The organism is Microcystis aeruginosa NIES-843 (assembly GCF_000010625.1).
In the GTDB taxonomy this organism is placed as follows: Bacteria; Cyanobacteriota; Cyanobacteriia; order Cyanobacteriales; family Microcystaceae; genus Microcystis; species Microcystis aeruginosa.
Genome location: NC_010296.1, coordinates 2,927,646 through 2,952,065, shown reverse-complemented (window position 1 = coordinate 2,952,065; position 24,420 = coordinate 2,927,646). Strand labels below are relative to the sequence as shown.

22 protein-coding genes, 1 tRNA gene and 2 pseudogenes are annotated in these 24,420 nt (G+C 44.3%); 13 read left to right on the top strand and 12 right to left on the bottom strand.

The genetic code is table 11. The features are described from left to right. Positions 1 to 464: 464 nt before the first annotated feature. The 5 genes and pseudogenes from secG (at position 465) to MAE_RS13990 (ending at position 4,780) form a co-directional block, all read left to right on the top strand. The gene (gene secG, locus MAE_RS14010; RefSeq protein WP_002736485.1) at positions 465 to 698 is read left to right on the top strand and encodes a preprotein translocase subunit SecG; all 234 of its coding nucleotides are present in this window, start codon (positions 465 to 467) and stop codon (positions 696 to 698) included. Further along, a complete protein-coding gene (locus MAE_RS14005) occupies positions 699 to 1,442 on the top strand; it encodes a peptidase (protein ID WP_012266171.1) in 744 nt (247 codons plus the stop codon). A gap of 199 nt (positions 1,443 to 1,641) precedes the next feature. Next, the gene (locus MAE_RS14000) at positions 1,642 to 2,370 is read left to right on the top strand and encodes a hypothetical protein (RefSeq protein WP_012266170.1); all 729 of its coding nucleotides are present in this window, start codon (positions 1,642 to 1,644) and stop codon (positions 2,368 to 2,370) included. Continuing rightward, positions 2,340 to 2,564, top strand: a pseudogene (locus MAE_RS13995) (hypothetical protein); the annotation flags it as partial. The gene MAE_RS14000 and the pseudogene MAE_RS13995, both read left to right, overlap by 31 nt. A 164-nt stretch (positions 2,565 to 2,728) precedes the next feature. Further along, positions 2,729 to 4,780 carry an NAD(P)H-quinone oxidoreductase subunit 5 gene (locus MAE_RS13990; protein WP_012266168.1) on the top strand — a complete coding sequence of 684 codons (2,052 nt, stop codon included), beginning with the start codon at positions 2,729 to 2,731 and terminating at the stop codon, positions 4,778 to 4,780. A gap of 104 nt (positions 4,781 to 4,884) precedes the next feature. Here MAE_RS13990 and MAE_RS29690 read toward each other — a convergent pair whose 3' ends face one another. After that, positions 4,885 to 5,733 carry an IS630-like element ISMae21 family transposase gene (locus tag MAE_RS29690; protein WP_012264307.1) on the bottom strand — a complete coding sequence of 283 codons (849 nt, stop codon included), beginning with the start codon at positions 5,731 to 5,733 and terminating at the stop codon, positions 4,885 to 4,887. 147 nt (positions 5,734 to 5,880) lie between these two features. On the opposite strand from MAE_RS29690, the gene MAE_RS33825 reads away from it, so the two are divergent. Both MAE_RS33825 and MAE_RS13975 read left to right on the top strand, forming a co-directional pair. Then, complete coding sequence (locus MAE_RS33825) at positions 5,881 to 6,081, top strand: hypothetical protein (protein ID WP_012266167.1); 201 nt, start codon at positions 5,881 to 5,883, stop codon at positions 6,079 to 6,081. Positions 6,082 to 6,329: 248 nt separating this feature from the next. Then, positions 6,330 to 7,136 carry an MlaE family lipid ABC transporter permease subunit gene (locus tag MAE_RS13975; RefSeq protein WP_002798033.1) on the top strand — a complete coding sequence of 269 codons (807 nt, stop codon included), beginning with the start codon at positions 6,330 to 6,332 and terminating at the stop codon, positions 7,134 to 7,136. Between the two features lie 231 nt (positions 7,137 to 7,367). Here the strand turns inward: MAE_RS13975 and MAE_RS33820 are convergent, their stop codons facing one another. The 5 genes from MAE_RS33820 to MAE_RS13955 all read right to left on the bottom strand — a co-directional run bounded on the left by MAE_RS33820 (position 7,368) and on the right by MAE_RS13955 (position 9,831). Beyond that, the gene (locus MAE_RS33820) at positions 7,368 to 7,535 is read right to left on the bottom strand and encodes a hypothetical protein (RefSeq protein ID WP_012266166.1); all 168 of its coding nucleotides are present in this window, start codon (positions 7,533 to 7,535) and stop codon (positions 7,368 to 7,370) included. Between the two features lie 36 nt (positions 7,536 to 7,571). Next, complete coding sequence (locus tag MAE_RS13970) at positions 7,572 to 8,819, bottom strand: glutamate-5-semialdehyde dehydrogenase (protein WP_002798032.1); 1,248 nt, start codon at positions 8,817 to 8,819, stop codon at positions 7,572 to 7,574. Positions 8,820 to 8,829: 10 nt separating this feature from the next. Continuing rightward, positions 8,830 to 9,237 (bottom strand): hypothetical protein, encoded by a 408-nt coding sequence (locus tag MAE_RS13965; RefSeq protein WP_012266165.1) that lies wholly within the window; start codon positions 9,235 to 9,237, stop codon positions 8,830 to 8,832. A gap of 171 nt (positions 9,238 to 9,408) precedes the next feature. Continuing rightward, positions 9,409 to 9,480 (bottom strand) — tRNA-Gly (locus MAE_RS13960). Positions 9,481 to 9,498: 18 nt separating this feature from the next. After that, the gene (locus MAE_RS13955; protein ID WP_012266164.1) at positions 9,499 to 9,831 is read right to left on the bottom strand and encodes a hypothetical protein; all 333 of its coding nucleotides are present in this window, start codon (positions 9,829 to 9,831) and stop codon (positions 9,499 to 9,501) included. A gap of 90 nt (positions 9,832 to 9,921) precedes the next feature. Between MAE_RS13955 and MAE_RS13950 the strand changes: the two are divergent. Next, a pseudogene (locus MAE_RS13950) lies at positions 9,922 to 11,110 on the top strand (RNA-guided endonuclease InsQ/TnpB family protein). 97 nt (positions 11,111 to 11,207) lie between these two features. On the opposite strand, the gene ribH reads toward MAE_RS13950, so the two are convergent. The 3 genes from ribH to MAE_RS13935 all read right to left on the bottom strand — a co-directional run bounded on the left by ribH (position 11,208) and on the right by MAE_RS13935 (position 12,953). Further along, positions 11,208 to 11,753, bottom strand: a complete 546-nt coding sequence (gene ribH / locus MAE_RS13945) for a 6,7-dimethyl-8-ribityllumazine synthase (protein WP_002799220.1) — start codon at positions 11,751 to 11,753, stop codon at positions 11,208 to 11,210. Positions 11,754 to 11,946: 193 nt separating this feature from the next. Further along, a complete protein-coding gene (gene psbZ / locus MAE_RS13940) occupies positions 11,947 to 12,135 on the bottom strand; it encodes a photosystem II reaction center protein PsbZ (RefSeq protein WP_002732865.1) in 189 nt (62 codons plus the stop codon). 362 nt (positions 12,136 to 12,497) lie between these two features. After that, a complete protein-coding gene (locus MAE_RS13935) occupies positions 12,498 to 12,953 on the bottom strand; it encodes a CopD family protein (protein ID WP_012266162.1) in 456 nt (151 codons plus the stop codon). Between the two features lie 113 nt (positions 12,954 to 13,066). Between MAE_RS13935 and MAE_RS13930 the strand changes: the two genes are divergently transcribed. Next, positions 13,067 to 15,763 (top strand): CBS domain-containing protein, encoded by a 2,697-nt coding sequence (locus MAE_RS13930; protein WP_012266161.1) that lies wholly within the window; start codon positions 13,067 to 13,069, stop codon positions 15,761 to 15,763. A gap of 218 nt (positions 15,764 to 15,981) precedes the next feature. Here the strand turns inward: MAE_RS13930 and MAE_RS34115 are convergent, their stop codons facing one another. Together MAE_RS34115 and MAE_RS13925 are read right to left on the bottom strand one after the other, a co-directional pair. After that, positions 15,982 to 16,146: a hypothetical protein gene (locus MAE_RS34115; RefSeq protein WP_002733784.1), complete on the bottom strand. Its 165-nt coding sequence runs from the start codon at positions 16,144 to 16,146 to the stop codon at positions 15,982 to 15,984. A gap of 435 nt (positions 16,147 to 16,581) precedes the next feature. Continuing rightward, the gene (locus MAE_RS13925) at positions 16,582 to 16,878 is read right to left on the bottom strand and encodes an RNA recognition motif domain-containing protein (protein WP_002798026.1); all 297 of its coding nucleotides are present in this window, start codon (positions 16,876 to 16,878) and stop codon (positions 16,582 to 16,584) included. 458 nt (positions 16,879 to 17,336) lie between these two features. Here MAE_RS13925 and MAE_RS13920 point away from each other — a divergent pair, with 458 nt between their 5' ends. From MAE_RS13920 to MAE_RS13905, 4 genes are all read left to right on the top strand, one after another. Beyond that, positions 17,337 to 19,676 carry a DNA methyltransferase gene (locus tag MAE_RS13920; RefSeq protein ID WP_002798025.1) on the top strand — a complete coding sequence of 780 codons (2,340 nt, stop codon included), beginning with the start codon at positions 17,337 to 17,339 and terminating at the stop codon, positions 19,674 to 19,676. 224 nt (positions 19,677 to 19,900) lie between these two features. Further along, on the top strand, positions 19,901 to 20,905 hold the full coding sequence (gene pheS, locus MAE_RS13915; RefSeq protein ID WP_002798024.1) for a phenylalanine--tRNA ligase subunit alpha: 1,005 nt from the start codon (positions 19,901 to 19,903) through the stop codon (positions 20,903 to 20,905). A gap of 13 nt (positions 20,906 to 20,918) precedes the next feature. Further along, on the top strand, positions 20,919 to 21,263 hold the full coding sequence (locus MAE_RS13910; protein WP_002798023.1) for a DUF4870 domain-containing protein: 345 nt from the start codon (positions 20,919 to 20,921) through the stop codon (positions 21,261 to 21,263). 74 nt (positions 21,264 to 21,337) lie between these two features. Continuing rightward, complete coding sequence (locus tag MAE_RS13905; RefSeq protein ID WP_012266154.1) at positions 21,338 to 22,453, top strand: NAD(P)/FAD-dependent oxidoreductase; 1,116 nt, start codon at positions 21,338 to 21,340, stop codon at positions 22,451 to 22,453. A 55-nt stretch (positions 22,454 to 22,508) separates the two neighbouring features. On the opposite strand, the gene MAE_RS13900 is transcribed toward MAE_RS13905, so the two are convergent. Then, positions 22,509 to 24,398, bottom strand: coding sequence for an RNA-binding domain-containing protein (locus MAE_RS13900; protein ID WP_004157927.1), 1,890 nt, complete (start codon positions 24,396 to 24,398; stop codon positions 22,509 to 22,511). Positions 24,399 to 24,420 lie beyond the last annotated feature (22 nt).

Below are 24,420 nucleotides of genomic sequence, written 5' to 3'. Positions count from 1 at the left end.
TAAAAAATTGGCTAATTAGGGTTTGCGGCAAAAAGTACGGGCGAAGCATTCGGATAGAAAATCTCCGGTTTCACCGATAGGTTATTGCCCGAATGCTTCGCCCCTACAGGACGCGGGCCGATGAAGACGCAAGGTTTGGAAGCACGATTCTCTCAAAATCTTGCACCTGTTTCGCGAAACAAGACCCTACAACCCTTACCTCGTCTATATTTCACCATTATTCAGCAAGCCCTAATTAGCAGAAAAATGACCAATAAAAACCGCTCTCTTGTAGTTATGCTGATCAGCAAATCTTATCGAAGAAAGGGCGTAGGGCATCTTTGAATGTAAGATAATGAACATTTTTCAGCCAATTTCCGAGAGAGCCATAAAAATTTAAAACTTACATCTGATAACTGATAACTGATAACTGATAACTGATGATAACTGCTATACTTTGTAATGGAAAATAGAGAGTAATGATCATGACAGTGGTGCTGGTAGTACAGATTATTTGGGCGCTGGCGGCGGCCTTTCTGGCGATTTTGGTGTTATTACACAGTCCCAAAGGGGATGGTATTGGCGGTATTGGCGGCCAATCACAGATTTTTACCAGCGCAAAAACGGCGGAAAAAACCTTAAATCAGGTGACTTGGGCGTTGGGGACGGTATTTATCACCCTAACTATTGTACTGAGCGCCGGCTGGTTAAATCGCTAAATGCTAAGAGGTCGGTTCTCTTTTCTAGGACTCGCAGCCTTGGCGAGTCTTTTGCTGTTTTCCTATTCTTTGATTGCCGACAGTCGATCGCTACCAGAGTTAAAAACCCATCCTTTACCCGCTAATTTAGCCCAATGGCAAGAGCAAAACCAGTCCGGGGATTATTTTGATGCTGTGGAAATCAGTCCCGTGGGAGCGTTGATTTGGTCGCAATTTCCCGTGAAGATTTATCTTCAGAGCGATCGCAGTTCTTGGCTGAGTTTGGTACAACAGGCGATCGCTGAATGGGGGCAGTATTTGCCGATGGAGTTGGTAAATCGGGCAGAATTGGCCGATATCCTCATTAAACGAGAGTTACCGCCGTCGGGAGTCCGTTTTAATCCCGAAACGGGTAAGTTAGAACTGCCCCGGGTGCGTTCTGCCATAACACAATACGAGATTTTTGTCAAGGAAAATCGCCTAACTCATCGGATGAGTATCCAGATTAGTCCTAATTTAGCCGATCGGTCGGCCTTAGCGGCAGCGCGGCACGAATTAGGTCACGCTTTGGGAATTTGGGGTCATAGTCCCCTGGAGACGGATGTGATGTATTTCGCTCAAACTAGAGATATTCCACCGATTTCTAGCCGGGATATTAACACTTTAAAAAAGGTTTATCAGCAGCCAACTCAGTTAGGTTGGCAGATGGATAAGCTGCTCAATAGTGAGGTACAAAGTTTTCGTTTTCGGGAGACAGGAGACTAAGAGGAGAAAAAAGACAACAGACGACTAAAATATCTGTATAACCTCTGATTATGTCAAATTTATCTAGTATTTTAGATATTCTGATCTGATAGCAGCTCAAGAGCTTACTTTTGCCAGAAGTCTAATAGCCAAATGTTCTGGGAATATTTTGTGCTATAACAGATGGGTTACTTTAACTATCCTGAGTACAGAAAGAATCATGTTTAAACAGACTAAAATCCTCGGTTTAACGATTTTAGCTTCAGTTTTCAGCTTTACGCTCTCCTCAGCTAAAGCGGCTACTGTTCAGTTTAACACCCAGGGAAATATCACCGGCATTAAAGATCTAGTCGTCAATAATTATTCCTACAATGTTAATTTTGTTCAGGATACTTTTAGCAATTTATTCGGCAATCCCTCTAATTTAAATCTGCAACCCACCTTTTGGCTAAATGCTCAGGGTGCAGAAGCGGCACGGAATGCCATTGATAATGTCCTAACAACGACTTATCCCGCTTTAATTGCTTTAGGTGAGACGCAAAACACAGGGAATTATGTTATTCCGCAACAATCTGCCTTCTTGGGTTTGAGTGTCATTGATAGCCAAGGCAATTTTACTTATCCTTCTGATTTGTTTGGTGCTGTCCTGGGAAATTATGGATCGTATTATGCAGGTCGTAAATGGCAGGAACACTTGGCGCAGATGTATCAATACGGAGGAATGTGCGCTTGCACGATAAGTTACAATATTGATCCCGATATATATGGAATCGCTATTGATGCAACCCGTACCTTTGCGCTTTTTTCTCCTAATCAGGCTCCGGTTTCTGTTACTACAGCAGCAACCATTCCGGAATCTGATAATCTGATGGGTGTCATCGCAATAGGCTTATCTATTTTCTTTTTCTTTCCCCAAAAATTCAATTTACCGAAGCATCACAAGGTTTAGAAGTGAGCGTTTCCGGCAATACCAACAGCATCCAAGTGGGGTTAAATCCGCGACTACCGATCGCCCAAATTCAAGGCAGTTTTTTATCGCGTTATCTTGGCAGCGAGGCGATCGTGGCGATAATTTCCTTTTCTGCTGGTTTGATTGTTTCCTTGCTTTCGTGGTTATTCGATAATTTTCCCGCTTCTCCCTAAAAATTACCGTCCCGCTCGCTAAACTGCCAAATTGATAAGATCCTTTGACCTTTCGCCGCCCTATTAAGCAAAACTAGGTATAAACACTTTCTTAAGAATTAACCTATGTCACAATAGATGAAGATAAACCAAATAGTGTGAAGTTGTAAACTAGGTATTACTGAATGGAACCGCTTTATCAGTACGCGTGGCTAGTTCCCGTCCTGCCTTTGGTAGGCGCTACCCTAGTCGGCGCGGGCTTAATTTCCTTTAATGAAGTCACCAATCGTCTGCGACAGGCAAATGCTGTATTGATCATTTCTACCCTCGGCGCGTCGATGGTGCTTTCTTTTGCGCTGTTGTGGAGTCAAATCAATGGACACGCTCCCTACAACCAAATGATCGATTGGGCATCGGCGGGTAACTTTCACCTGAAAATGGGTTATACGATCGATCACCTCAGCGCTTTAATGTCGGTTATCGTCACCACCGTAGCCTTTTTGGTGATGATTTATACCGATGGTTACATGGCCCACGACCCCGGTTATGTGCGTTTTTACGCCTATCTGAGCATTTTTAGCAGTTCTATGCTCGGTTTGGTCATTAGTCCCAACCTCGTCCAGATCTACGTTTTCTGGGAATTGGTGGGGATGTGTTCCTATCTGCTAGTAGGTTTCTGGTTCACTCGTCCGGCGGCTGCCGAGGCCTGTCAAAAAGCCTTCGTTACCAACCGCGTCGGCGATTTTGGCTTATTACTGGGAATGCTGGGGCTTTTCTGGGCCACTGGTAGCTTCGAGTTTGATATCATGGGTGAACGTCTAGAGGAATTAGTCTCTTCTGGAGCCATTGCCGGCAGTTTAGCGGCATTATTCGCCGTTTTAGTCTTCCTGGGACCCGTGGCCAAATCAGCCCAATTTCCCCTTCATGTCTGGCTACCGGATGCCATGGAAGGTCCGACCCCGATTTCGGCCCTGATTCACGCCGCCACCATGGTGGCCGCCGGAGTTTTCCTGATTGCCCGAATGTATCCCGTTTTTGAGCCAATTCCCACGGCGATGACGGTAATTGCTTGGACGGGGGCTTTTACTGCCTTTCTAGGGGCAAGTATCGCCCTTACCCAGAATGATATCAAAAAGGGTTTAGCCTATTCCACCATCTCCCAATTGGGTTATATGGTTATGGCTATGGGTATCGGCGCTTATAGTGCGGGGTTATTCCACCTGATGACCCACGCTTATTTTAAGGCGATGTTGTTCCTCGGTTCTGGTTCCGTCATCCACGGTATGGAGGATGTGGTCGGTCATGAGCCAGTTTTAGCGCAAGATATGCGGATGATGGGCGGTTTACGCAAGTATATGCCGATTACCGCCCTAACTTTCCTGGTGGGAACTCTGGCCATCTGTGGGATTCCTCCTTTCGCTGGTTTCTGGTCGAAGGATGAAATTCTCGGTTTAGCTTTTGAGGCGAACCCAGCTTTATGGTTAATCGGTTGGGGGACTGCGGGTTTAACGGCTTTTTATATGTTCCGGATGTACTTTAACACCTTTGAAGGGGAGTTTAGAGGCACTAATAAGGAGATTAAACGCCGACTGTTAGCCAATGCGGGTGCGATTCCAGCTTTTGGACCGGGGGCAATGAATGTTAAGCAATTAGACTCGGAAGCGCAGGAAGAAGACAACCACGGCCATCATGCCCATGAACCCCACGAATCGCCAATTACTATGACTTTACCTCTCATGATTTTGGCGGTTCCCTCTTTGTTAATCGGTTTGGTGGGTAAACCTTGGCAGAATTTCTTCGAGGGTTTTATTCATGTTCCTAACGAAGTGGTGGAAGAAGTTCATGCTTTTGATTGGACAGAGTTTCTGATTATGGCGGGTAATTCGGTGGGGATTGCTTTAATCGGGATTACTGTCGCTTCTTTGATGTATCTCCAGAAGAAAATTGACCCCGCAACTATTGCCGAAAAATTCCCCGCTTTGTATCGTTTTTCCCTGAACAAGTGGTACATTGATAATCTCTATGATCGAGTTTTCGTCCAGGGTTGTCGTCGTCTCGCACGGCAAATTATGGAAGTGGATTATCGCGTTATCGATGGGGCAGTGAATTTAACTGGTTTAGCTACTCTTGTCAGTGGTGAAGGTCTCAAATACCTCGAAAATGGTCGCGCCCAATTCTACGCTTTAATTGTCTTTGCCGCAGTTTTGGGTTTAGTAATTGTCTATAGTCTGGTGTAGATTTTTAATCCGTTAACTAAAGACTTTTGGGGGCGCAAAGCCCCTTTTTTCAGCTTTAAGTCACTCTTTTTAAGGATATAGTTATTTCAAATAAGAACGAGACACTAGGCGACACAATAAGTACGAATAATTTCATCAAGGGGTGTCCCCACAGGAGCATACATTCTTGCCCTCTTTAATGCACTAAAATCATGTTCGATATCATTTAAATCAGGAGAGTATTTTGGCAAAAACACGACCTGATGACCTGCTTCCTCTACCAGTTGTTTAATGACTGTCTTCCGATGAATTGGTGCATTATCCATAATTAATACTGATGTTATGGTTAGAGAGGGCAACAAATATAAAGATAACCACCCTTCAAAACCTTCGGCATTCAGGCTTCTCGTAAATACCATCGGTGCAATAAAGTCTTTTTTTCCCTTTCTTCTACCAGCGACAAGGTTCTCTCTTTTTCCTCGTTTTCCTTGTCTATCTCCAAAGACTTTCTTCCCTTTTTTTGACCAAGCATAAAAACAGGCTTGAAATTCTTCAAACCCTGACTCATCAATAAATACAAGGCTTTCACTTCCATATATTTTAATCAATTCTCTCAGCACTCTGTAGTATTTCATTCTTTCTTCTCGGTTTCTTTCTCTATAACGAAGTTCCTTCTTTTTTCTGGTAACTTTCATGTTTTTTAAGGCATAGCAAATGGCACTTGGTCTCACTCCAAATTTCTCGGCTCTGTCTCTTAATCTTGCCTCGGGATTTTCTTGGACATCTTTTGACAGTGCTTTCCAGTCCAGCTTTCTCTGACGGTGTTTTACCTTTGTTGCTTCCAGTTTTTCCCTACCTAGCCATCTATATATCGTCGCTCTTCCTATATTAAATAGAGCGGCGGCTTTGGTTATGCTTCCCCCATTCTCTACATAATCGATTACTTTTTTTCTCAAGTCTAGGCTATAAGACATTTTTCTGTATGGGTTGCTCGTTTCTCTTGATTTTACCTTATTTTTCCCTCGTCTCACACTTATTTGAAATGACTATAATTTAGGGGGAGCAAACTTTTTCAGCCAACCCTATTTAGGGGCTGCTGAAAAAGCTTTTCTGGGGGCAGGGTGTGGGGTGTGGGGTGTGGGGTGTGGGGTTTGATCGATTTTCAGGTGGTCAACTACCTAATTTTCAGGGAAAAAGTCCCGGAATTTTCCCCCCTATCCCCGCAATGGCTGGCACTTTTTGAGGGGAAAAAAGTCCAAAAGTCTTATCCAACAAGGTTTTTAGATTTATTCAGCCAACCCTATTTAAACCGCTTATACTAAATCCGTTGAGTATAGGCTACTTATAGAGGAGAGGCACTCATGCAACAGGCAAGAGGCAAAAGGGGGAATAAATAATCAGTTTTTAATAACCAGATTTAGTATCAGTTCCTCTGAACTTAGATGTTCGGCTAAGTAAGCTTTCTTGGGCATTTTATCTCCTTGTTTTTACTCGTTTTATTATAACAGGATTTGGTATTAGAAGACAAAACAGGATAGACTTTTCTCTAGTCCGATCGATTTTGGGGACCATGAAGGATTTATTGGCGATTTTTAGCAAGGAATTAAGCTCTTGGTTTCGGCGCTGTTGGTTAGCGGTACTATTGACCGGCAGGGTTTTTTACTTCCTATTCACGCGCCAACCCGATTGGCGCGTCACCCAAGAACAAATGGTAGCAGCTGGGCCTGCCTCGCTGATTATCGCCATGATCACGGCCGCGGTGATCGGGATGATCTTTACGATCCAAGTGGCCCGGGAGTTCCAAGCTTTGGGCGCTGGCAGTATGGTGGGGGGAATTTTGGCCCTTGCTCTCGGTCGGGAACTCTGTCCGATTATGATGGCGATCGTGGTAGCCGGTCGGGTAGGATCGGCTTTTGCGGCGGAAATCGGTACCATGAAGGTGACAGAGCAGATCGACGCACTCTATATGCTCAAAACCGATCCCGTGGAATATCTGGTGCTGCCCCGTTTAATTGCCTGTTGTCTGATGGTTCCCGCTTTGAGTGTTATGGCGTTGCTGATCGGTTTAGGTAGCGGTTTGCTGGTCGGCCAAAGTTTATACGGGATTGCCAATTCAGTTTTTCTCGACTCGGTTCGCGGTTTTCTGGGTGTGGGAGATGTGCTGAGTGGACCGGTTAAAGGGGTGGTTTTTGGGGCTTTAATCGCGATTATCGGCTGTAATTGGGGTTTAACGACCGATGGCGGTGCTAAAGGAGTCGGCCAAGCTACTACCGCGGCCGTAGTCACTATGCTCTTAGCGATTTTTGTATCTAATCTGCTGATGACCTGGATCTTGTTCCAAGGATCTGGCAATAGTTCGGTTTTATTTGGACAGTAATTTCAGTTCCAAACGCTCATTTTCTCGCCATTGTTCTAATACTAAATCCAGTTATTAAAGACTGATTATTTATTCCTCCTTTTGCCTCTTGCCCCCGCCCCCCCGACCCCCCCGATGTCGTAGGGTTGATTCATGAATCAACCCTACCCCTACCCCCACGAAAAACTTTTTGCCGCAGACCACTAGGTAGGGTTGGCTGAATAAATCTAAAAACCTTGTTGGGTAAGACTTTTAGACTTTTTTTCCCTCAAAAAGTGCCAACCATTGGAGTGATCGGGGGTAAAATTCCGGGACTTTTTCCCTGAAAATTAGGTAACTGACCCCCTCAAAATCCCTAAAACCCCACACCCCACACCCCACACCCCACACCCTGTCCCCACGAAAAACTTTTTGCCGCAAACCCTAGCTAACTTAACAATACCCAGTTCACCAAAACTACCCCTGCACCACCTGTTTAAGGGTGGTAAAGGTTTCTAGGTTGATTAACCCCCGGCGCTGGCCTTTTTGGTTGGAAATGCCCAAAAATACCGATTCTCCCTGTTTGGGATTGCGATCGAATCGGGGTGAAGAATTGATATAAACTAAAGCACTATCGGACTCCATGGCGAATTGACGACTTTCTCGATAGGATTCGGTGACAATACAATCGGCATGACCGCTACTATACTTATTAATCCAAGCGATCGCATCAGTTAGGGTATCCACTAACCTAAAGGCCAGCTTTTTTTCTAAATAGGGTCTTTGCCAATCATTATCGGTAGCAATGGTTAAATGTTCCGGAAAATCCGCCGCTAATCGGGTATCTCCCCGCAATTTAAAGCCTTTTTCCTGCAAACTTTTAAACAAACGACTTAAAGTCGAAGAATTCTGATGGGGACTAATTAAAACTTTTTCGATCGCGTTAACCGGATCGGGTATGCTGCCATGACTATCGATAATTACCTGACGGGCTAACTCCAAATCGCCACTAGGAGACCAATACAAATAACAGTTTCCCATGGCCGCGCGCAAAACGGGAACCGTGGCCAATTGACTCACCTGACCGATTAAACTAGGGCGACCGTAGGGAATAATCAAATTAACATAATTTTCCTGCGTCACCAACTCCTCTAGGGAGGGACTAGAATCACAGGGTAAACCACTAACACAATCCACCGGTAAACCCACATCTTCCAATGCTTCTTGGATAATTTCCGTAATCACTCCATCGGAATGACTAGAGGCATTGGAACCGCGAATAATCAAACTATTGCCACTTTTTAGGGAAAATCCCGCCGCTACCATCGCTAATTCGGGAAAACCTTCATAGACTAAGGCAATCACTCCTAAAGGCATCCTTTGGCAATAGGTTTGGGACGGATTAAGTTGATAGGCCGCGTTAATTACCTGTTGCAGCGGATCCGATGCTTCCGCTAGTTGTTGCAATACCTCCACCGTCGTCTCTAAACGTTCGGGAGTTAACCGTAACCAGCGAATCATTTGTTCTGAGACGGCCATCTCTCGACTGACCTCTAAATCGAGGGTATTGGCTTCTAAAATGCGATCAAAGCCAGTTTTAATGCCATTAGCGATCGCGATTACCCCGCGATTTCTTTCGTTGCCATTGAATTGACCCAGATCCAGAAAAGCATTGTATGCTTGCTTAAAGATCGTCGGGGGGGTTTTGGGGGAACTTTCGATCATAGATTCTTGTCTAGCGTCGATAGGCTAACCAAAAGATGAATGCGGGCAAAATAACTAATAGCATAACTAGAATTGCCCCAAAAATCACGCTTACCCCCGGCGGTGATTTCAAGATTAACGGTAGCCAGACGACCGATAATAACAGAATTATCCCCATCATCAGGGGCAAGACTCCTTCCCCAAGACGCTGATTCGTACTCACCCAACGAAATCCCGTCCAGCGCCAAGTGCGTTTATAGGGATAGTGGGGGGCTAATTGTTCGATAATTTGGCCGTTTTCCTGTACCACAAATATCTGTTGACAGCGATCGCAGCCAAAGGCATCGGTCAATAAAATCGGGCATAATGTCCCTTTCCGACGACAGGGACAAGGATAGTCTTGGTGTTGGTCGATTTTGGTATATTTATGCGGTCGCACAAGCTAAATTTTTGTTTATAAACGGTTGTTTTTAGTCGCTCGTGGTCAATGGCTAAGGTATTCAATGGTTGCCCAAAATCCTCAACCCTATTGCTCACGGGTAATTCCCATCTTAAGGGATATCCCTAAATTATTCATCCTGACCTTAAGGTATATTTCAAGATTTTTTCAAGCGGGCAACGCGATTCGAACGCGCGACATTCACCTTGGCAAGGTGACGCTCTACCACTGAGCTATGCCCGCAAGCCGTTTTTTTCACACTTACCTGAGTATGCCAAATCTCAGAGCATTTGTCAAGTAGTTTGGAGCATTTTTTGACAATGATTCATCTTCCGGCAAGTCCCCCAAACCGGTAATAGCTTCGAGAACTACTTCTATCTTAGCCTGTAGTCGGTTGAACTGATGTGCCAAGCGATCAAAGCGCTTGTCAATGGCGGCGAATTTTTCATCTATATGCCGTTCCATAGCGTCAAAAGCTGCCGTAATCCGCCCCTCTGGTTCTAAATCTAATTCCAGAGTCTTGATTCTCTCGACAGCGTTGACTAATTGCCGTCTGAGTTGGTTAATATATTTGTTCTGTTCAGCTTCGCTCATCGAAAATTTGGGTCTGAAACCCCGTCGTTCTACGACGGCTTTACCGTTAAATATTAGCGCATTTACACGATATATGCTAAAATGTGAGACATGGAAAAAGCCTATTCTTACCGATTTTACCCCACACCAACACAAGAGTCGCTATTGCGGCGCACATTGGGCTGTGTAAGATTAGTTTACAACAAAGCTCTCCATGTCAGAACACAAGCATGGTACGAAAGACAAGAAAGAGTAGGCTACGCTCAAACTTCTTCAATGCTAACCGAGTGGAAAAAACAAGAAGAATTAAACTTTTTAAACGAAGTAAGCTGTGTACCTTTACAACAAGGGTTAAGACACCTACAAACAGCTTTCACTAACTTCTTTGCTGGTCGTACTAAGTATCCTAACTTTAAGAAAAAACATCAAGGAGGAAGTGCCGAATTTACCAAGTCTGCTTTTAAATTTAAAGACAAACAAATCTATTTAGCCAAATGCACAGAACCCTTACCTATTCGATGGTCAAGACAAATACCAGAAAGCTGTGAACCAAGCACAGTAACAGTCAGATTACATCCTTCTGGACGTTGGCATATTTCAATAAGATTTGATGACCCAACGATTAAGCCATTACCAGTAACAGATAAAGCCATCGGAATTGACTTAGGAATTAGTAGCCTCGTGATTACCAGCGATGGCGATAAAGTGTCTAATCCCAAGCATTTTAAAAAGCATTATCAGAGGTTGCGAAGAGCATCGAAAAATATTTCTAGAAAACAGAAAGACTCAAAGAATCGAGAAAAGGCAAGAATCAAATTAGCCAAAATTCACGCTCAAATCACCGATAGCAGGAAAGACCATTTACACAAGCTAACCACTCAATTAGTTCGGGAAAACCAAACGATTGTGGTTGAGAATTTAGCCGTCAAGAATATGGTCAAAAACCCGAAATTATCTCAGGCAATATCTGATGTAAGCTGGGGAGAAATTACCCGACAATTAGCCTATAAATGCCGTTGGTATGGGAGAAACTACATCGAAATAGATAGATGGTTTCCTAGCTCTAAAAGGTGTAGTAATTGCGGGTATATTGCCCTTGAAAATGCCGTTAAATGTTCGAGAATGGGATTGTCCAGACTGTGGGACGCACCATGACCGAGATATTAACGCCAGTAAAAATATTTTGGCCGCAGGGCTTGCGGTGTCAGTCTGTAGAGCGACCATAAGACCAGAACAGAGTAAATCTGTTAAGGCAGGTGCGGAACCCCGCAAGGGAAAGAAGCAGAAACCTAAATCGTGAGGTTTGGGAATCACCGTCCGTTTACGGCGGTGAGGATGTCAACAGTGGAACTCCGGGAGTGGGGACAACTAAAATCCTAAATGCCGGGGGAATTTTCTTAGCCTTCCATCAGTGCCTGTTGGGGATTATTTTCCAATAATTCTAGGGGTTTATCTTCATTCCGGGGGCGCAATTGACGCATGAGACTAGCCATTTCTAGGGCAGATAGGCCATAATTCCAGCCCAAATTACTTTTAATACCGGCCCGTTCGAGGGCCTGTTGTAGAGTATCAGTGGTGAGAATACCGAAGACAACGGGAACACCGGTCTGAAAAGCGGCTGCGGCGATACCTTTAGCGGCCTCGGCAGCAACGTAGTCAAAATGGGGCGTTTGTCCGCGAATAATTGCCCCTAGACAAATAACGGCATCGTAACGGTGGGAAAGGGCGACTTGACGGGCTACCATTGGCACTTCAAAGCTACCCGGTACCCAGATATAATCGACTTGGGTGCCATCGGGATTGACATCAACCCCGTGACGCTTGAGACAGTCTTGACAGCCTGATAACAGTTTATCAGTGACGAGATCATTAAAACGACCAATCACGATCGCAAAGCGCAAAGAGGATATGTCCTCGGTAAAATTTCCCTCAAAAACAGTCATAGGTAGAAGGGGATAGGAGTGGGAAGTGGGGTAGTGGGGTAGTGGGGTAGTGGGGTAGTGGGGTAGTGGGGTAGTGGGGTAGTGGGGTAGTGGGGTAGTGGGGTAGTGGGGTAGTGGGGAAGCTGTCTCATCACCCTATCACCCCAAAACCCTATCACCCTATCTCCTCCTGTCTCCCGTCTCCTGATCAAGGCTAAATCACTAAAAAGTTTAAAATAGCGACGGCAACGACTAAAATCGCCCAAATTGCCGAACCCACATAGAGAAGGGGTTTCGATTGATCCCAGTTTTGGGGGGAAGCATAGGCAACGGGGACACCAATCACCATCAGCAAGGAAAATAAAACTAAGGCAATGAGAAAAAATTGAAAAACAATAGACATGATTGGGTTCTCCTAAAGCAGTTGATGTTTATTTAGATAATTCTCCCAGATTTGATACTTGTATGGAAGAGCCTCGCTTCCACTCAACTTAACTGGACGATCCTTCCTCTAAGTCCTCTCTGAATCAGGGGTTCCCAGGAGATATCCCTGTCAGACTGAATCCACGAGCATTTTAATTTTACTGCCAGTGACTACCCAGCCGCAGCGGGTTCTAAAATTTTTTTGATGTCTCCATCCTTGTCAAAAGCAGCATGGCAAGGGTTAGGTGGGGGAAGTGACTCCCTGTAATCCCTTGCCCAGATTACAGTATTTTCGCGTTTTCGCCAAACCTGCCCTAGAAAGGTCTCCAGACTGCTGAACTGCTAAAAGCTAATGGTCAAGCCCCCCAAACGGATGCCAGCGCCAAAAATGACGAACAATACTGCTAGAGTGGTGACGGCGACTATGTGCAGGGCGAGGACATTTAAGTTTTCCTTGCTCAGTTTAGGAATGAGAAAAAAGCGGGAATGAAGGGCCAAGATGAGAGTTAATAGCAGTAAAGCTAACTTAATTCCTATATAAACCGATAAAAAACTATCAAATGACCAAAAATCACGAAAACCGGGCAAATAAATCCAAGTCAGTCCTAGGCCTGTTATTACCTGCAACAATAGCGCAGATAACCCAAAACCTTCAAAATATTGCTCAAATTGACGAATTCGGTCTGGTTCTCGGTTTTTGAGGGCCTGGGGTAGAACGGTGACTGCCAACAATAAATGACCACCGGCCCAGACGGTCGCCCCTAGGGTGTGGAGAATTACTAGAATTTTGAATAACATGGGTTTCTCTCAGTCATGATTTGCTAACTTATAGTTCTTGACCCGGTTATTGCCGAGCATTTAGTAACAATAGATACAGAAAAAATCCTGATATCTTCTCCTTACTAAAAAATATGGATTTAATTTTATGTCATCAAACGGCGGATTTTGACGCTTTGGGGGCAGCGGTGGGTTTATCGTTGCTGAAAGCGGGTAGTCGCATTGTGTTAACGGGGGGAGCGCACCCAACAGTAAGGGAATTTTTGGCCCTGCATCGGGATGAGTTCGCTTTAATTGAAATGCGTAGTGTCAATCCGGCCAGTATTCGCTCTTTAATTATCGTTGATAATCAGTGGCGAGAGCGTCTGGGAAAAGCCTCCCAGTGGCTCGATTTAGGGCATTTACAGGCGATCGAATTGTATGATCATCATTTGGATAGTGAAAGCGATATTCATGCCTCTAGCGTCCATTTAGAAGCGGTGGGAGCCACCACGACTTTAATTGTCGAAGCTTTACAAAAAGCCCAGATTAAACCAAACTCGATGGCAGCGACGGTAATGGCACTCGGTATTCACGTTGACACGGGTTCCCTGACTTTTGCCGGTAGTACCCCCAGGGATGCCTATGCTTTGGCTTGGTTAATGACCTGTGCTGCTAACATTAAAACGATCGCCCAATACTGTCAACCGAGTTTTTCCCCGCGCTTACAGGAGTTATTTAGCCTTGCTTGGGAAAATCTAGAGATTAAAACGATCCATGACCGTAAAATCGCCCACGTTCTCCTCCATACTGCCGATTTTATCCCCGGTTTGTCTAGTCTGGCCGAGCGCCTACTGGAATTATCCGATAGTGATGCACTACTTTTCGGTCATAGTTATAGTAAAAACGAGGAAGATAAGTCCCGACAGCGTTTAACTGTGATTGGTCGCTCTAGGATCGATGGAGTGAATCTATATCAGCTTTTTTCCCCCTATAACGGCGGTGGTCATGCTCAGGCCGCTTCGGTGAGTTTTCGCGATGTTCAGCCAGTTCAACAGTTAAACCAACTGCTGGGGGACTTAATTGCCCAAATTCCTCCCTCTCCCACCGCGAGGGATTTAATGTCTTCCCCGGTGCGAACAATTCGTCCCGATACTTCTATATCTCAAGCCGAGCGCATCCTTTTCCGTTACGGCCATTCGGGTTTATCGGTGGTAGATGAGCAGGATCGCTTAGTTGGGGTGATTTCTCGTCGTGACCTCGATTTAGCTCTCCATCACGGCTTTTCTCGCTCTCCCGTGAAGGGATACATGACTTGTAATCCGAAAACTATTACCCCCGACACTTCCCTTCAGGAAATCGAGTCACTGATGGTAACGTATGATTTAGGGCGTTTACCTGTACTAGAAAATGGGCAGTTAGTCGGTATCGTCACTCGTACAGATGTATTAAGACAGATTCATCAAAATGAGCGGGTGCGTTTTGAAGGGGTTGCTTTGGTTTCCTGTCTTTTACCGACGATTAAAGAGCGTTTAGAGCCGGTTTTATGGTCATTTCTGCAATCTGCCGCCGCTGCCGCTCAAAAACGCGGTTGGCATCTCTATCTGGTTGGGGGTGCGGTGCGCGATTTATTGTTAGCGGCAGAAAGGGATACTTTATTGTTACAGGATATCGATTTAGTGGTGGATGGCTGCCATCGCGCCGCCGGTGTGGGTGCGGGGGTAGAATTGGCTAATTGTTTACGCGAAATTTATCCGGGGGCCCGGTTATCGATTCACGGGGAATTTCAGACGGCGGCTTTGTTATGGCACAAAGATGAGCGTTTTGGCTCGTTATGGGTGGATATCGCCACGGCACGCACGGAATTCTATCCCTATCCCGCCAGTAATCCCCAAGTGGAGGCTAGTTCGATTCGACAGGATTTGTATAGAAGGGATTTTACAATTAATTCTCTGGCAATTCGCCTAACTTCGCCGAAAGAGGGGGAATTACTCGACTTTTTTGGCGGTATGTTGGATTTACGCGCTCAAGAAATCCGGGTTCTCCACGCTAATAGTTTTATTGAGGATCCGACGCGCATCTATCGAGCGGTGCGTTTTGCCACTCGGTTAGGATTTGTTATTGAACCCTTGACAGAAAACTATATTAGGTATGCGATCGAAAGTGGAGTTTATGAGCGCTCACGGCAACAAAATCAGAATGCACCCGCTTTACAGTCCCGTTTAAAAGCGGAGTTGAATTATATTTTAGAGGCGGATTACTGGGAAAGTGCCTTGGAAAAGTTGGCTGAGTTGGGGGCTTTGCACTGTTTACACGGGAATTTAAGTTTAAATCAAGCTTTATGGCGACAATTGCGCTGTCTTAGTCGTTGGTTAGATTGTTTAAGTCTGGAATTGCCGGTGAATGCTTGGTTAATGCGGTTGGAATTATTAATCGCTTCTCTGGCTGTGGGGGAAAGAATAGCGATCGCTAATAATTTACAATTGCCCAAAGATACTGTGGAGCGTTTACAAAAACTAGAAGTTATGGAAAGGGAGATTAGCAATAATTTTGCTTATGATCAACCCGTTAGTCAAATTGTCAGCTTTTTCAATGGTTATAGGGTTCCTAGTTTGTTACTGGTGGCGGTGAGGAGTCAGACTAGGATTCGGGCTTTAATCTGGCAATATTTAACTAAATGGTCGCAGATTGAGGCTCCTATCGACGGCAATGACCTAAAAGCTTTGGGTTATCAACCGGGTCCCCAGTTTAAATCGTTACTTGCGGCGGTGTTGGGGGCAACTTTAGATGGAATGGTCAGCAATAAAAGCGAAGCTATGGCTTTTATTGCTAGATTAACTCGGGCTTGCTGAATAAATCTAAAAACCTTATTGGGTAAGACTTTTAGACTTTTTGTCAATCAAAAAGTACCAGTTGTGGGAGAGATAGGGGGAAAATTCTGGGACTTTTTCTCTGAAAATTAGGTAATTGACCAGATGAGAATCGGTAAAACCCCACACCCCACACCCCACACCCTACACCCTGTCCCCACGAAAAACTTTTTGCCGCAGACCCTAACTAAGTCAGCAGATTAGGTATCGGCTGCCCCTTCATTTTCCGAAGATTGTCTTTGATCGCTGGAATAACCGCCTCTACCTCCTCTGGTGGTGGTACGATTAGAGGCAGCCCGGAATTGACGAGCGTAGGCGCGGTTGCGTTCAGCTTTTTCTTTTTTCAAATTACGACGTTTAGCCACAAGAATCTCCTTGGGATATTAGATAGACAAGCGGGGAAACGAGCGCTCGCTCCCCCTATTGACATTGACACTCTCCGCCCTAAAAGTGCGGAGATTCTTGGGCTGAATCCTGCCTCCACTAGCAACGCTAATTTTGGTCTTACGGTTTCATGTCTAGTCCGACTACACCGATAAGGCAAGCACTCTTATGGACTACTCCCCAAGCGTAAATTTCTGTGTGTCCCACAGTATTTAATTGTTTTGCGTTCTTACAGTTTGGACTTAATTGAACACCATTGACTGTTAGAAATTTTGAGATGACGGAGTAGGAAGTTTAACCTGCTTCCTCACGTTCTCACGGTTGGCAACCTGGAGCTATTCTCGCACAAAGCCGTCCTAAAAGGACGGGGTTTTCAACCCAAATTTCCGATAACCTAGAATGGTTACGGTCGGGGATTAGTAGCGACGCTCCCGATTGCGATCGCCGCCAGCACCGAAGGAAGATCTGGGTTCTTTTTCACGAGCTTGATTGACTTTTAATTCTCGTCCCATCCATTGAGCGCCGTCAAGAGCGGCAATAGCCTTCGCTTCTTGCTCTGGGGTTTCCATTTCCACGAAAGCGAACCCGCGTTTTCTTTTCGTTTCCCGATCCATGGGGAGGTGAACGCGCTTGATTTCACCATATTCCTTAAAAACCTCAACTACGTCGTCTTGGTCAACCTCGAAGGGGAGATTACCAACATAAATTGACATAAAACCTATCCTTGCACAGATAAAAACAACAGATTTGTAGAGAACCAAGATTTCGGGAACTAGCTGAACCAATACTAAACAGAAACGCTTTGACCATTAATACTGACAACGAGCCGCAGTGCCGACTTTTATTCTCAACCTCCATCCTAGCACATAGCTATTAGCTTTGATCGATTCTGCCTGTCTCGCCACGGGAGCAGATAAACTAGACTAGAATGCTGCCCTATAAAATGCCCTAATTATGAGTTTATCCCCCCATCCGATCGAAACTGCCCTAAAAACCCTGGAAACTAAGGCCGAGGATTCGATTTCTGGGGTGCTTTCCCCACCTGTTGCCGAGAAACGGCAACAAGAGCCGGACTTCCTCCGGCAGTGCGTAGGATGCTCCCAAGAGGGTATCCTCGCCATACCCTCACATCTGGGTACAGTAATATATAGAACTCTATTCTTAAGGCCAGATGAGTGCTTCCTCCTTCGACTATAGAATGATCGATCCCATTTCTGGGCCGATCGATCCCAAAAAACAAGGGACGTTACGCCATTGGGGAAGTCATCCCTATTTTACCCGGCGCGCTTGGAATGTGGTACAGGAATATATTAAGCGTTTTAGTCAGGTGGGAGATGTGGTTTTAGATCCCTTTGGGGGATCGGGAGTGACTGCGGTAGAGGCTCTAGTTTTAAAGCGAAAGGCGATTTACTCGGATATTAACCCGATGGCTGGTTTTATCTGCCGCAATATCGCTGTTAGTCCCGTTAACATCGATGATTTTCGGTCTGCTTTCGATGACATCGCCAGAAATTGTCAGGAAAAGATTGAGGAAGTTTATCGAATGTCTCCAGAAGAAGCGGCGGATTTAGAGATTCCCTATTGGTATCCGCAAGGGGTTCGTTTACCGAAAAATGCGGACGCAGAATCTGTAGAAAATTTGTTTACCAAACGTCAATTATTTTCCCTTTCTCTAATTCTCAACCAGATTGAATTAATCACCGATCCGATCATTAAAGATTTAATGAGGTTTACTTTCTCGGCAACTCTCAATAAAACCAATTTAACCTTTAGTTCCACGAGAGGAAGAATAGAAAGCCGGGGAAATAGCGGAATTATGCACCGTTATCGCTATTGGATTCCTCCTCAAACTATCGATCTTAATGTCTGGGAACAATTTGAGCAGAAATTTAAGGGGACGGCAAAATTCAAGATCGAAACTAATACAGTAATCGGTGATTTTTATCAAGAAAATTTTTCAATTTTTGATTTCTCAGCGACGGACTTAACTGGCATATCGTCCGAATCCGTGGATTATATCTATACCGATCCTCCCTACGGACAACATATTGCCTATTTAGATCTCTCGACTATGTGGAATGCTTGGCTAGGATTTGAAGTGAGCGATAACGCAAGAGAATTGGAAGCGATCGAAGGAGGAGATTTAAAGAAATCGAAAGAAACTTACATCAATTTGTTATCGAATTCCATTCGAGAAATGTTTCGAGTTTTGAAATTTGATCGCTGGATGAGTATTGTTTTTGCTCACAAAGATCCCGCCTATTGGGATGCGATCGTTAAATCTGCTCAAGAAGCTGGTTTTGAGTATGTAAATTCCTCTGTACAACATTCTACTACGCCCTCATTACACAAAAAGAAAAATCCTCTGACTGTCCTATCGGGAGAGTTAGTTTTAAACTTTAGAAAAGTGAATAATCCCAAAACAATCGCCATCAGTAAAGTCGGGATCGATATCCTGCAAATTATTAAAGAAGTGGCCGAGATGACAATCGTTAAAAGTTCGGGTGCTTCCACAGAAGATATTTATAATGCGCTCATTCCTAAATTATTGGAAAATGGCTTACTAACCCAAGTCAAGAAACAAATAGATGATATTACTCCTTTGTTAAAAGAGGAATTCAACTTTTCGGAATTAGATCATCTCTGGAGAATTCGTACAAATACGAAAATCGGTTGCTTTATTCCGCTAGAAGATCGAATAAGATTTTATCTCTTGGATTTTCTAACTGCCAAAAAACGACAGGGAAAAGTAGCAACTTTTGATGAAATTATTTTTGCGGTCATGCCTAACCTGATCAACGGGACAACACCAAGCGATCAATCGATTTTAAAGGTTTTAGAAAAGTTAGCTTATTCTCCCGATGGTCGGCACTGGCAACTAGGGCAAGAAGAAGGTCTTCAGCTAACTCTCGATTTAAATATAGAGCCAATTTCTTCCGTTTTAACTGGTTTAGATTTTCCCAAACAAGCAGATAAAATTCCTCACGATCAAATTATCTACGCTCTGGCAAAAATTGCTATTGCTGTCGGATTAAAGCCTTATATTGGCAAAAAAGAACAATCTACAGGTTATTGGAATGGAGAAGCTTTTAAAGATATTTCTCTAGAAAAATTACCGATCGATAAATTAGGAAAGTGGGACAGAGATAAAATACAACAGATCGATCTCATCTGGTTTAATAACTTAGGCGATGCAGTGTTCGCTTTTGAAGTAGAAACCAGTACACCGATCACCACAGGAATCGATCGCTTTATGGAATTACTAAAAATTTATCCAGAACTGGCAGGAAAACTTGTGTTAATTGTTCCACCGAAGCGAGTCAACAAACTGAAAAAAATTCTTAAAGATTCCCACTATATTGGACATCCTCTCTATATGGAGAATAAATTAGTCTATAGTTTTTCTAATCAAATTGCCGAAGTTTACCAGAAACTCTCCTCGTCAACTAAACTAGAATTATCTGCGGTTTTTGCCTCGATCGAGTTCATTTTAAAAAAACCAGAAATCTGATGCAATCAAGAGAAGCTGGTTCCCATTGAAAGTTCTAGGTTCGACGAGGCACTCATGCAATAAGCTCTCATTTGATCAGAGGGGACAGGGAGCGATGAACATGATACAGCAAACCATCTCAGGGAATCGTCACCCCGGAAAGCAAATCGCCCCTGCAACTGTCTCCCCAAATTCCCTCTCTTGATAAACTAGACTAGAATGCTGCCCTATAAAATGCCCTAATTATGAGTTTATCCCCCCATCCGATCGAAACTGCCCTAAAAACCCTGGCAGCGAAAGCGGAAAATTCCATCGAACAAACAACAACCCTAGAAGACTTAGAACAGCTAAGGGTGAATTATCTGGGTAAGAAAGGAGAATTATCGCAGATTTTACGGGAAATGGGCAAATTAACCCCCGAAGAGAGACCGCGATTAGGTGCGATCGCTAATGAGGTCAAAGAATTAGTACAATCGCTGCTGGAATCCCGGCGAGAAAGTCTCCAGAATGCCCAAATTAAGGCGAAATTAGCGGCGGAAACCCTCGATGTCACCCTACCTGCTCTGAGCCGTCCTTTAGGGCGAATTCACCCCTTAAATAGCACAGTTGATCGCATGATCGATATTTTCGTCGGTCTGGGTTACAGCATCGCCACCGGGCCGCAGGTAGAAAGCGATTATTATAATTTTGAGGCTTTAAATATCCCTGCTGACCATCCGGCCCGGGATATGCAGGATACTTTTTTCTTGAGTGATGGTCGTTTATTGCGGACCCATACCTCCCCGGTGCAGATTCGCTACATGGAAAGTCACGAACCCCCGATTCGGATTGTGGCCCCGGGCCGGGTTTATCGTCGCGATACCGTGGATGCAACCCATTCCGCGGTTTTCCATCAAGTGGAATTATTAGCGGTGGACCGGGGATTAACCTTTACGGATTTGAAAGGAACAATTAAAGAATTTCTTAAGCAAATGTTTGGGGCCGATTTACCGGTTAAATTCCGCGCTTCCTACTTCCCTTTTACTGAACCCTCGGCCGAGGTAGATGTGCAGTGGAAAGGCAAATGGTTGGAGGTGATGGGCTGTGGTATGGTGGATCCCAATGTCTTAAAAGCAGTCGGTTATGACCCCCAAATCTATACGGGTTTTGCTGCTGGTTTTGGCGTGGAAAGATTTGCTATGGTATTACATGAGATAGACGATATTCGCCGTTGTTATAATAGCGATATCCGCTTTCTCCGCCAATTTTAGGGGGATAAACCCGATGGTCATGAGTGAAGATTTAACCAAAAAAAGACTCCTATCCGTGGCTTGTCATGCTTCGATCTTTTTGAGTGCTACGCTGGTATCGGTGGGGATTCCCTTAGCTATTTATTTCATTTCTGATGATGGAACGGTGAAGGAAAACGCCAAAGAAGCTTTAAACTTTCACCTGAATATGTGGTTATACTACCTAATTGCCGGGATTCTAATTTGGGTTTTAATCGGTTATTTGCTCCTAGCAATTCTGGGTGTGGTGAACATTGTTCTCCCCATTCTTGCTATCCTGCAAGTCTGGAAAGATCCCTATAAGGTTTTCCGTTATCCTTTCATTTTCAGGGTTCTGTAATTAATTATCGGGGTTGAAACCTGTTCAACCCTTTTTTAGTCCTATTCCCACTAGAAAAATAGCCTCTGGAGTTTATGACTAAAATTGTCATCATCGGTGCGGGGATAGTGGGGGCTACCATTGCCTACGAATTAAGCGCCATCAAAGGATTAGAAATTACCCTCATCGATGAAAAAAAACCGGGACAAGGAGCAACCGGGGCAGCTTTAGGGATTTTAATGGGGATTATCAGCCATAAAACTAAAGGTAGAGCCTGGAAACTGCGGCAAGAAAGTTTAAAACGTTACGAAACCCTCCTTCCTGAGCTAGAATCCCTCACTGGACTGACTATTCCCTGTAACCGTGATGGCATTGTCCTCCTGCGATCGAGTGCCGAAGACGAAGAAAATTGGCGCAAGTTAGCCCAAATCCGCCAAGAACAGGGATATTGTCTAGAAATCTGGGATAAAGAGACTTTAAAGCAAAAATGTCCCCAGGTGGCCGAGCATCTCCATGGTGCCATCTATTCGCCCAGTGATCATCAAATTAATCCGGCCCTGCTCACGGAGTCTCTCGTCGATGCTGCGGCAAGAAGGGGGGTAAAATGTCAATTTGGGGTAAAAGTTGAAAATTTTGGGAAGACAGAGCTTCAAGGCTCTAATTTGAGGCAATGCACCCAGGTTTATAGTTCCAATGGTATAGAGGAAACCGACTCTTTGATTCTTTGTGCGGGAATTGGTTCCACTGCTTTAACCGAAACTCTTACCCATCCAGTGGAAATCCGACCGGTTTTAGGGCAAGCTTTACAGATAAAATTGACGCAACCCTTAGAAAGTTCCGATTTTAAGCCGATTTTAACGGGAAATGACCTGCATATTCTGCCTTTGGCCCGAGCGGAATACTGGATTGGGGCAACGGTGGAATTTATGGACGAAAAGGGCGAAATTATCGCCGATACTGCCCTATTAGAGCAAGTGTATCAACAGGCGATCGCTTTTTGTCCCTCTTTGGCCGCGGGTGCGATCGTGCGTACTTGGTCCGGTAAGCGACCGCGACCGGAGAAAAAATCCGCTCCCATCATCGAATATTTGCCCGGATACGATAACGTTATTCTGGCCACGGGACACTACCGCAACGGGGTTTTATTAGCCCCCGCTACCGCTAAAATCGTCAGGGAAATGTTAAGTGATAAGTTAGCTATCGATCGCTAAATTAGTGGCTTGCCGATGTAGTCCCCTTAATCTCTCGGATTTGAGGAGCGGGTGTTTACTCATCTTGCGCTGATAGGAAATGCGATCGAGATACTGTTCGATAAGCTTGTTGAGGATGGTTCCTTAGTTGGGGGTGTTTAAGCTCCAGCAATCCCTCATCTATCATCGGGTTGACATAGTGATTACGAATAGTATCAGGTTCTCTTCCGAGCAGTTGAGCTAATGTTCCGAGGGGTAGATATTGTTGGGAGCATAGTTCAAGAATCACTTTTCGTACCGAGTCTTTACTAATGCGGCCTTTTCTGCGTATGGGTTCAGCAATTGCCTCTAACTGTTGGTAATGTTCGGAGCTTGGTGGGTAATGTTCGGAGCTTGGTGGGTAATGTTCGGAGCTTGGTGGGTAATGTTCGGAGCTTGGTGGGTAATGTTCGGAGCTTGGTAATAGAGAAAGTTGCGCTGAAGAATTCTGGTTCGGTAGGGTGTAGCGTGTTCCCCGACACTTACCTGACTGGTGTAACCAGCCATTTTGAACTAAATTACGAAGGCGTTCGCTAATATCTCTGGGATGTTCTGATCGATAACGCTGAATGTCAGTATTACTAATTTCCTCAAACTGATGCGCTAATACTAATATTATCCTATCAAGATCACCTAACTGACGGTAAGCATCCCCGATAATCCTTTTTAATTCCACTTCAACTGCTTCGGGAATAAAACTTGTCATCGGTAAATTAACAGATGTAACTTCTAGGTCAAGTTTTTCCGAAACTAGGGGACTCAACCATTGTTGTTCTTTCCAAGCACGAAGAATTTTCCCAAATCCAGAGCCAGCTTTTTCACCTAATCCGAGCATTTGAAACATTTTTTGTAGATGAGGATTACGAGGATCGCTAGTACCGCCTTCATAGAGACGCTGTAGGGGAATTCTCAGACGACCGGGATTAGAAAATAGATAGCCATCGATAGATTTTACCACCTTTATAGGCCGTGAAGACTGGTGATCGGCGTGGATTAAAGTATTAACTAAAGCCTCTCTTAAAGCTTCATGAACATGGGTTTCATCTTTACGAACGGCATCTTTGTCTAATTGAAAAGGAACATCTAAATTATTAATTAATCTGCCATAAACACGATAATAAGAGTTAAGTAAATTAGCTTCCCATTTACCATCAAGAGTTAAGCGATATGTCCATCTTTTTTCAGGATCGTCAGATAATTTTTCCTGATAGTCGAGACTATAATGGGGGAAAGCATCTAAAATACTGCGTTCTCGTCCAAACATGAGTAAACCCGCTACAGTTAATCCTTCTTTGCTAGAATTTCTATCTCGTCGCCATCCTCCTAACTGATGGAGTAATTGTTGATCATTGTATGCTAACCAAGGATGATCGGGTTCGCGATTGCTGAACCGTTGGCGAAATACTTTCAGAGTATCAGGATCAATATCGTTGAGATTAAAATTATCTAAAACTTGAAAATCTTGAGGTTCATTGCTGGCATCGCGAAACATTTGCTCTATTTCCTCCTTATGACAGCGATAATCTCCCTCATAATTTCGCTTATATGTACCAGTCATTGGGTTATTGTTAATATATACAGGACGCTGAGTTCGGGTAGCTCTAGGAATATGAATAATGAGAAGCTGATATTCATTAATCTTTTTTACTTCTACGTCTGAATTAGAACAGATAGATATATTCAGTTTTTGTCGGTTGTTGTGGTTATCCCAAAACTCTTGTTGAAGATTTTTAGGGTTACGCACTCCTGTAATTTCTAATCTAGGTTTCTTTTCGCTAACACCCAAAATAATGTAACCGCCATCGGTATTAGCGAAAGCTGAAAGAGTTTCCCAAATGTCTTTTGGCAAGCCTCCCTCGGCTGATTTAAACTCATATTCTTGGTCTTCTCCAATATCAATTTGCTGCAGTATTGTGTCAATTTCCATGCTAAAATTCGGCGATAAATTT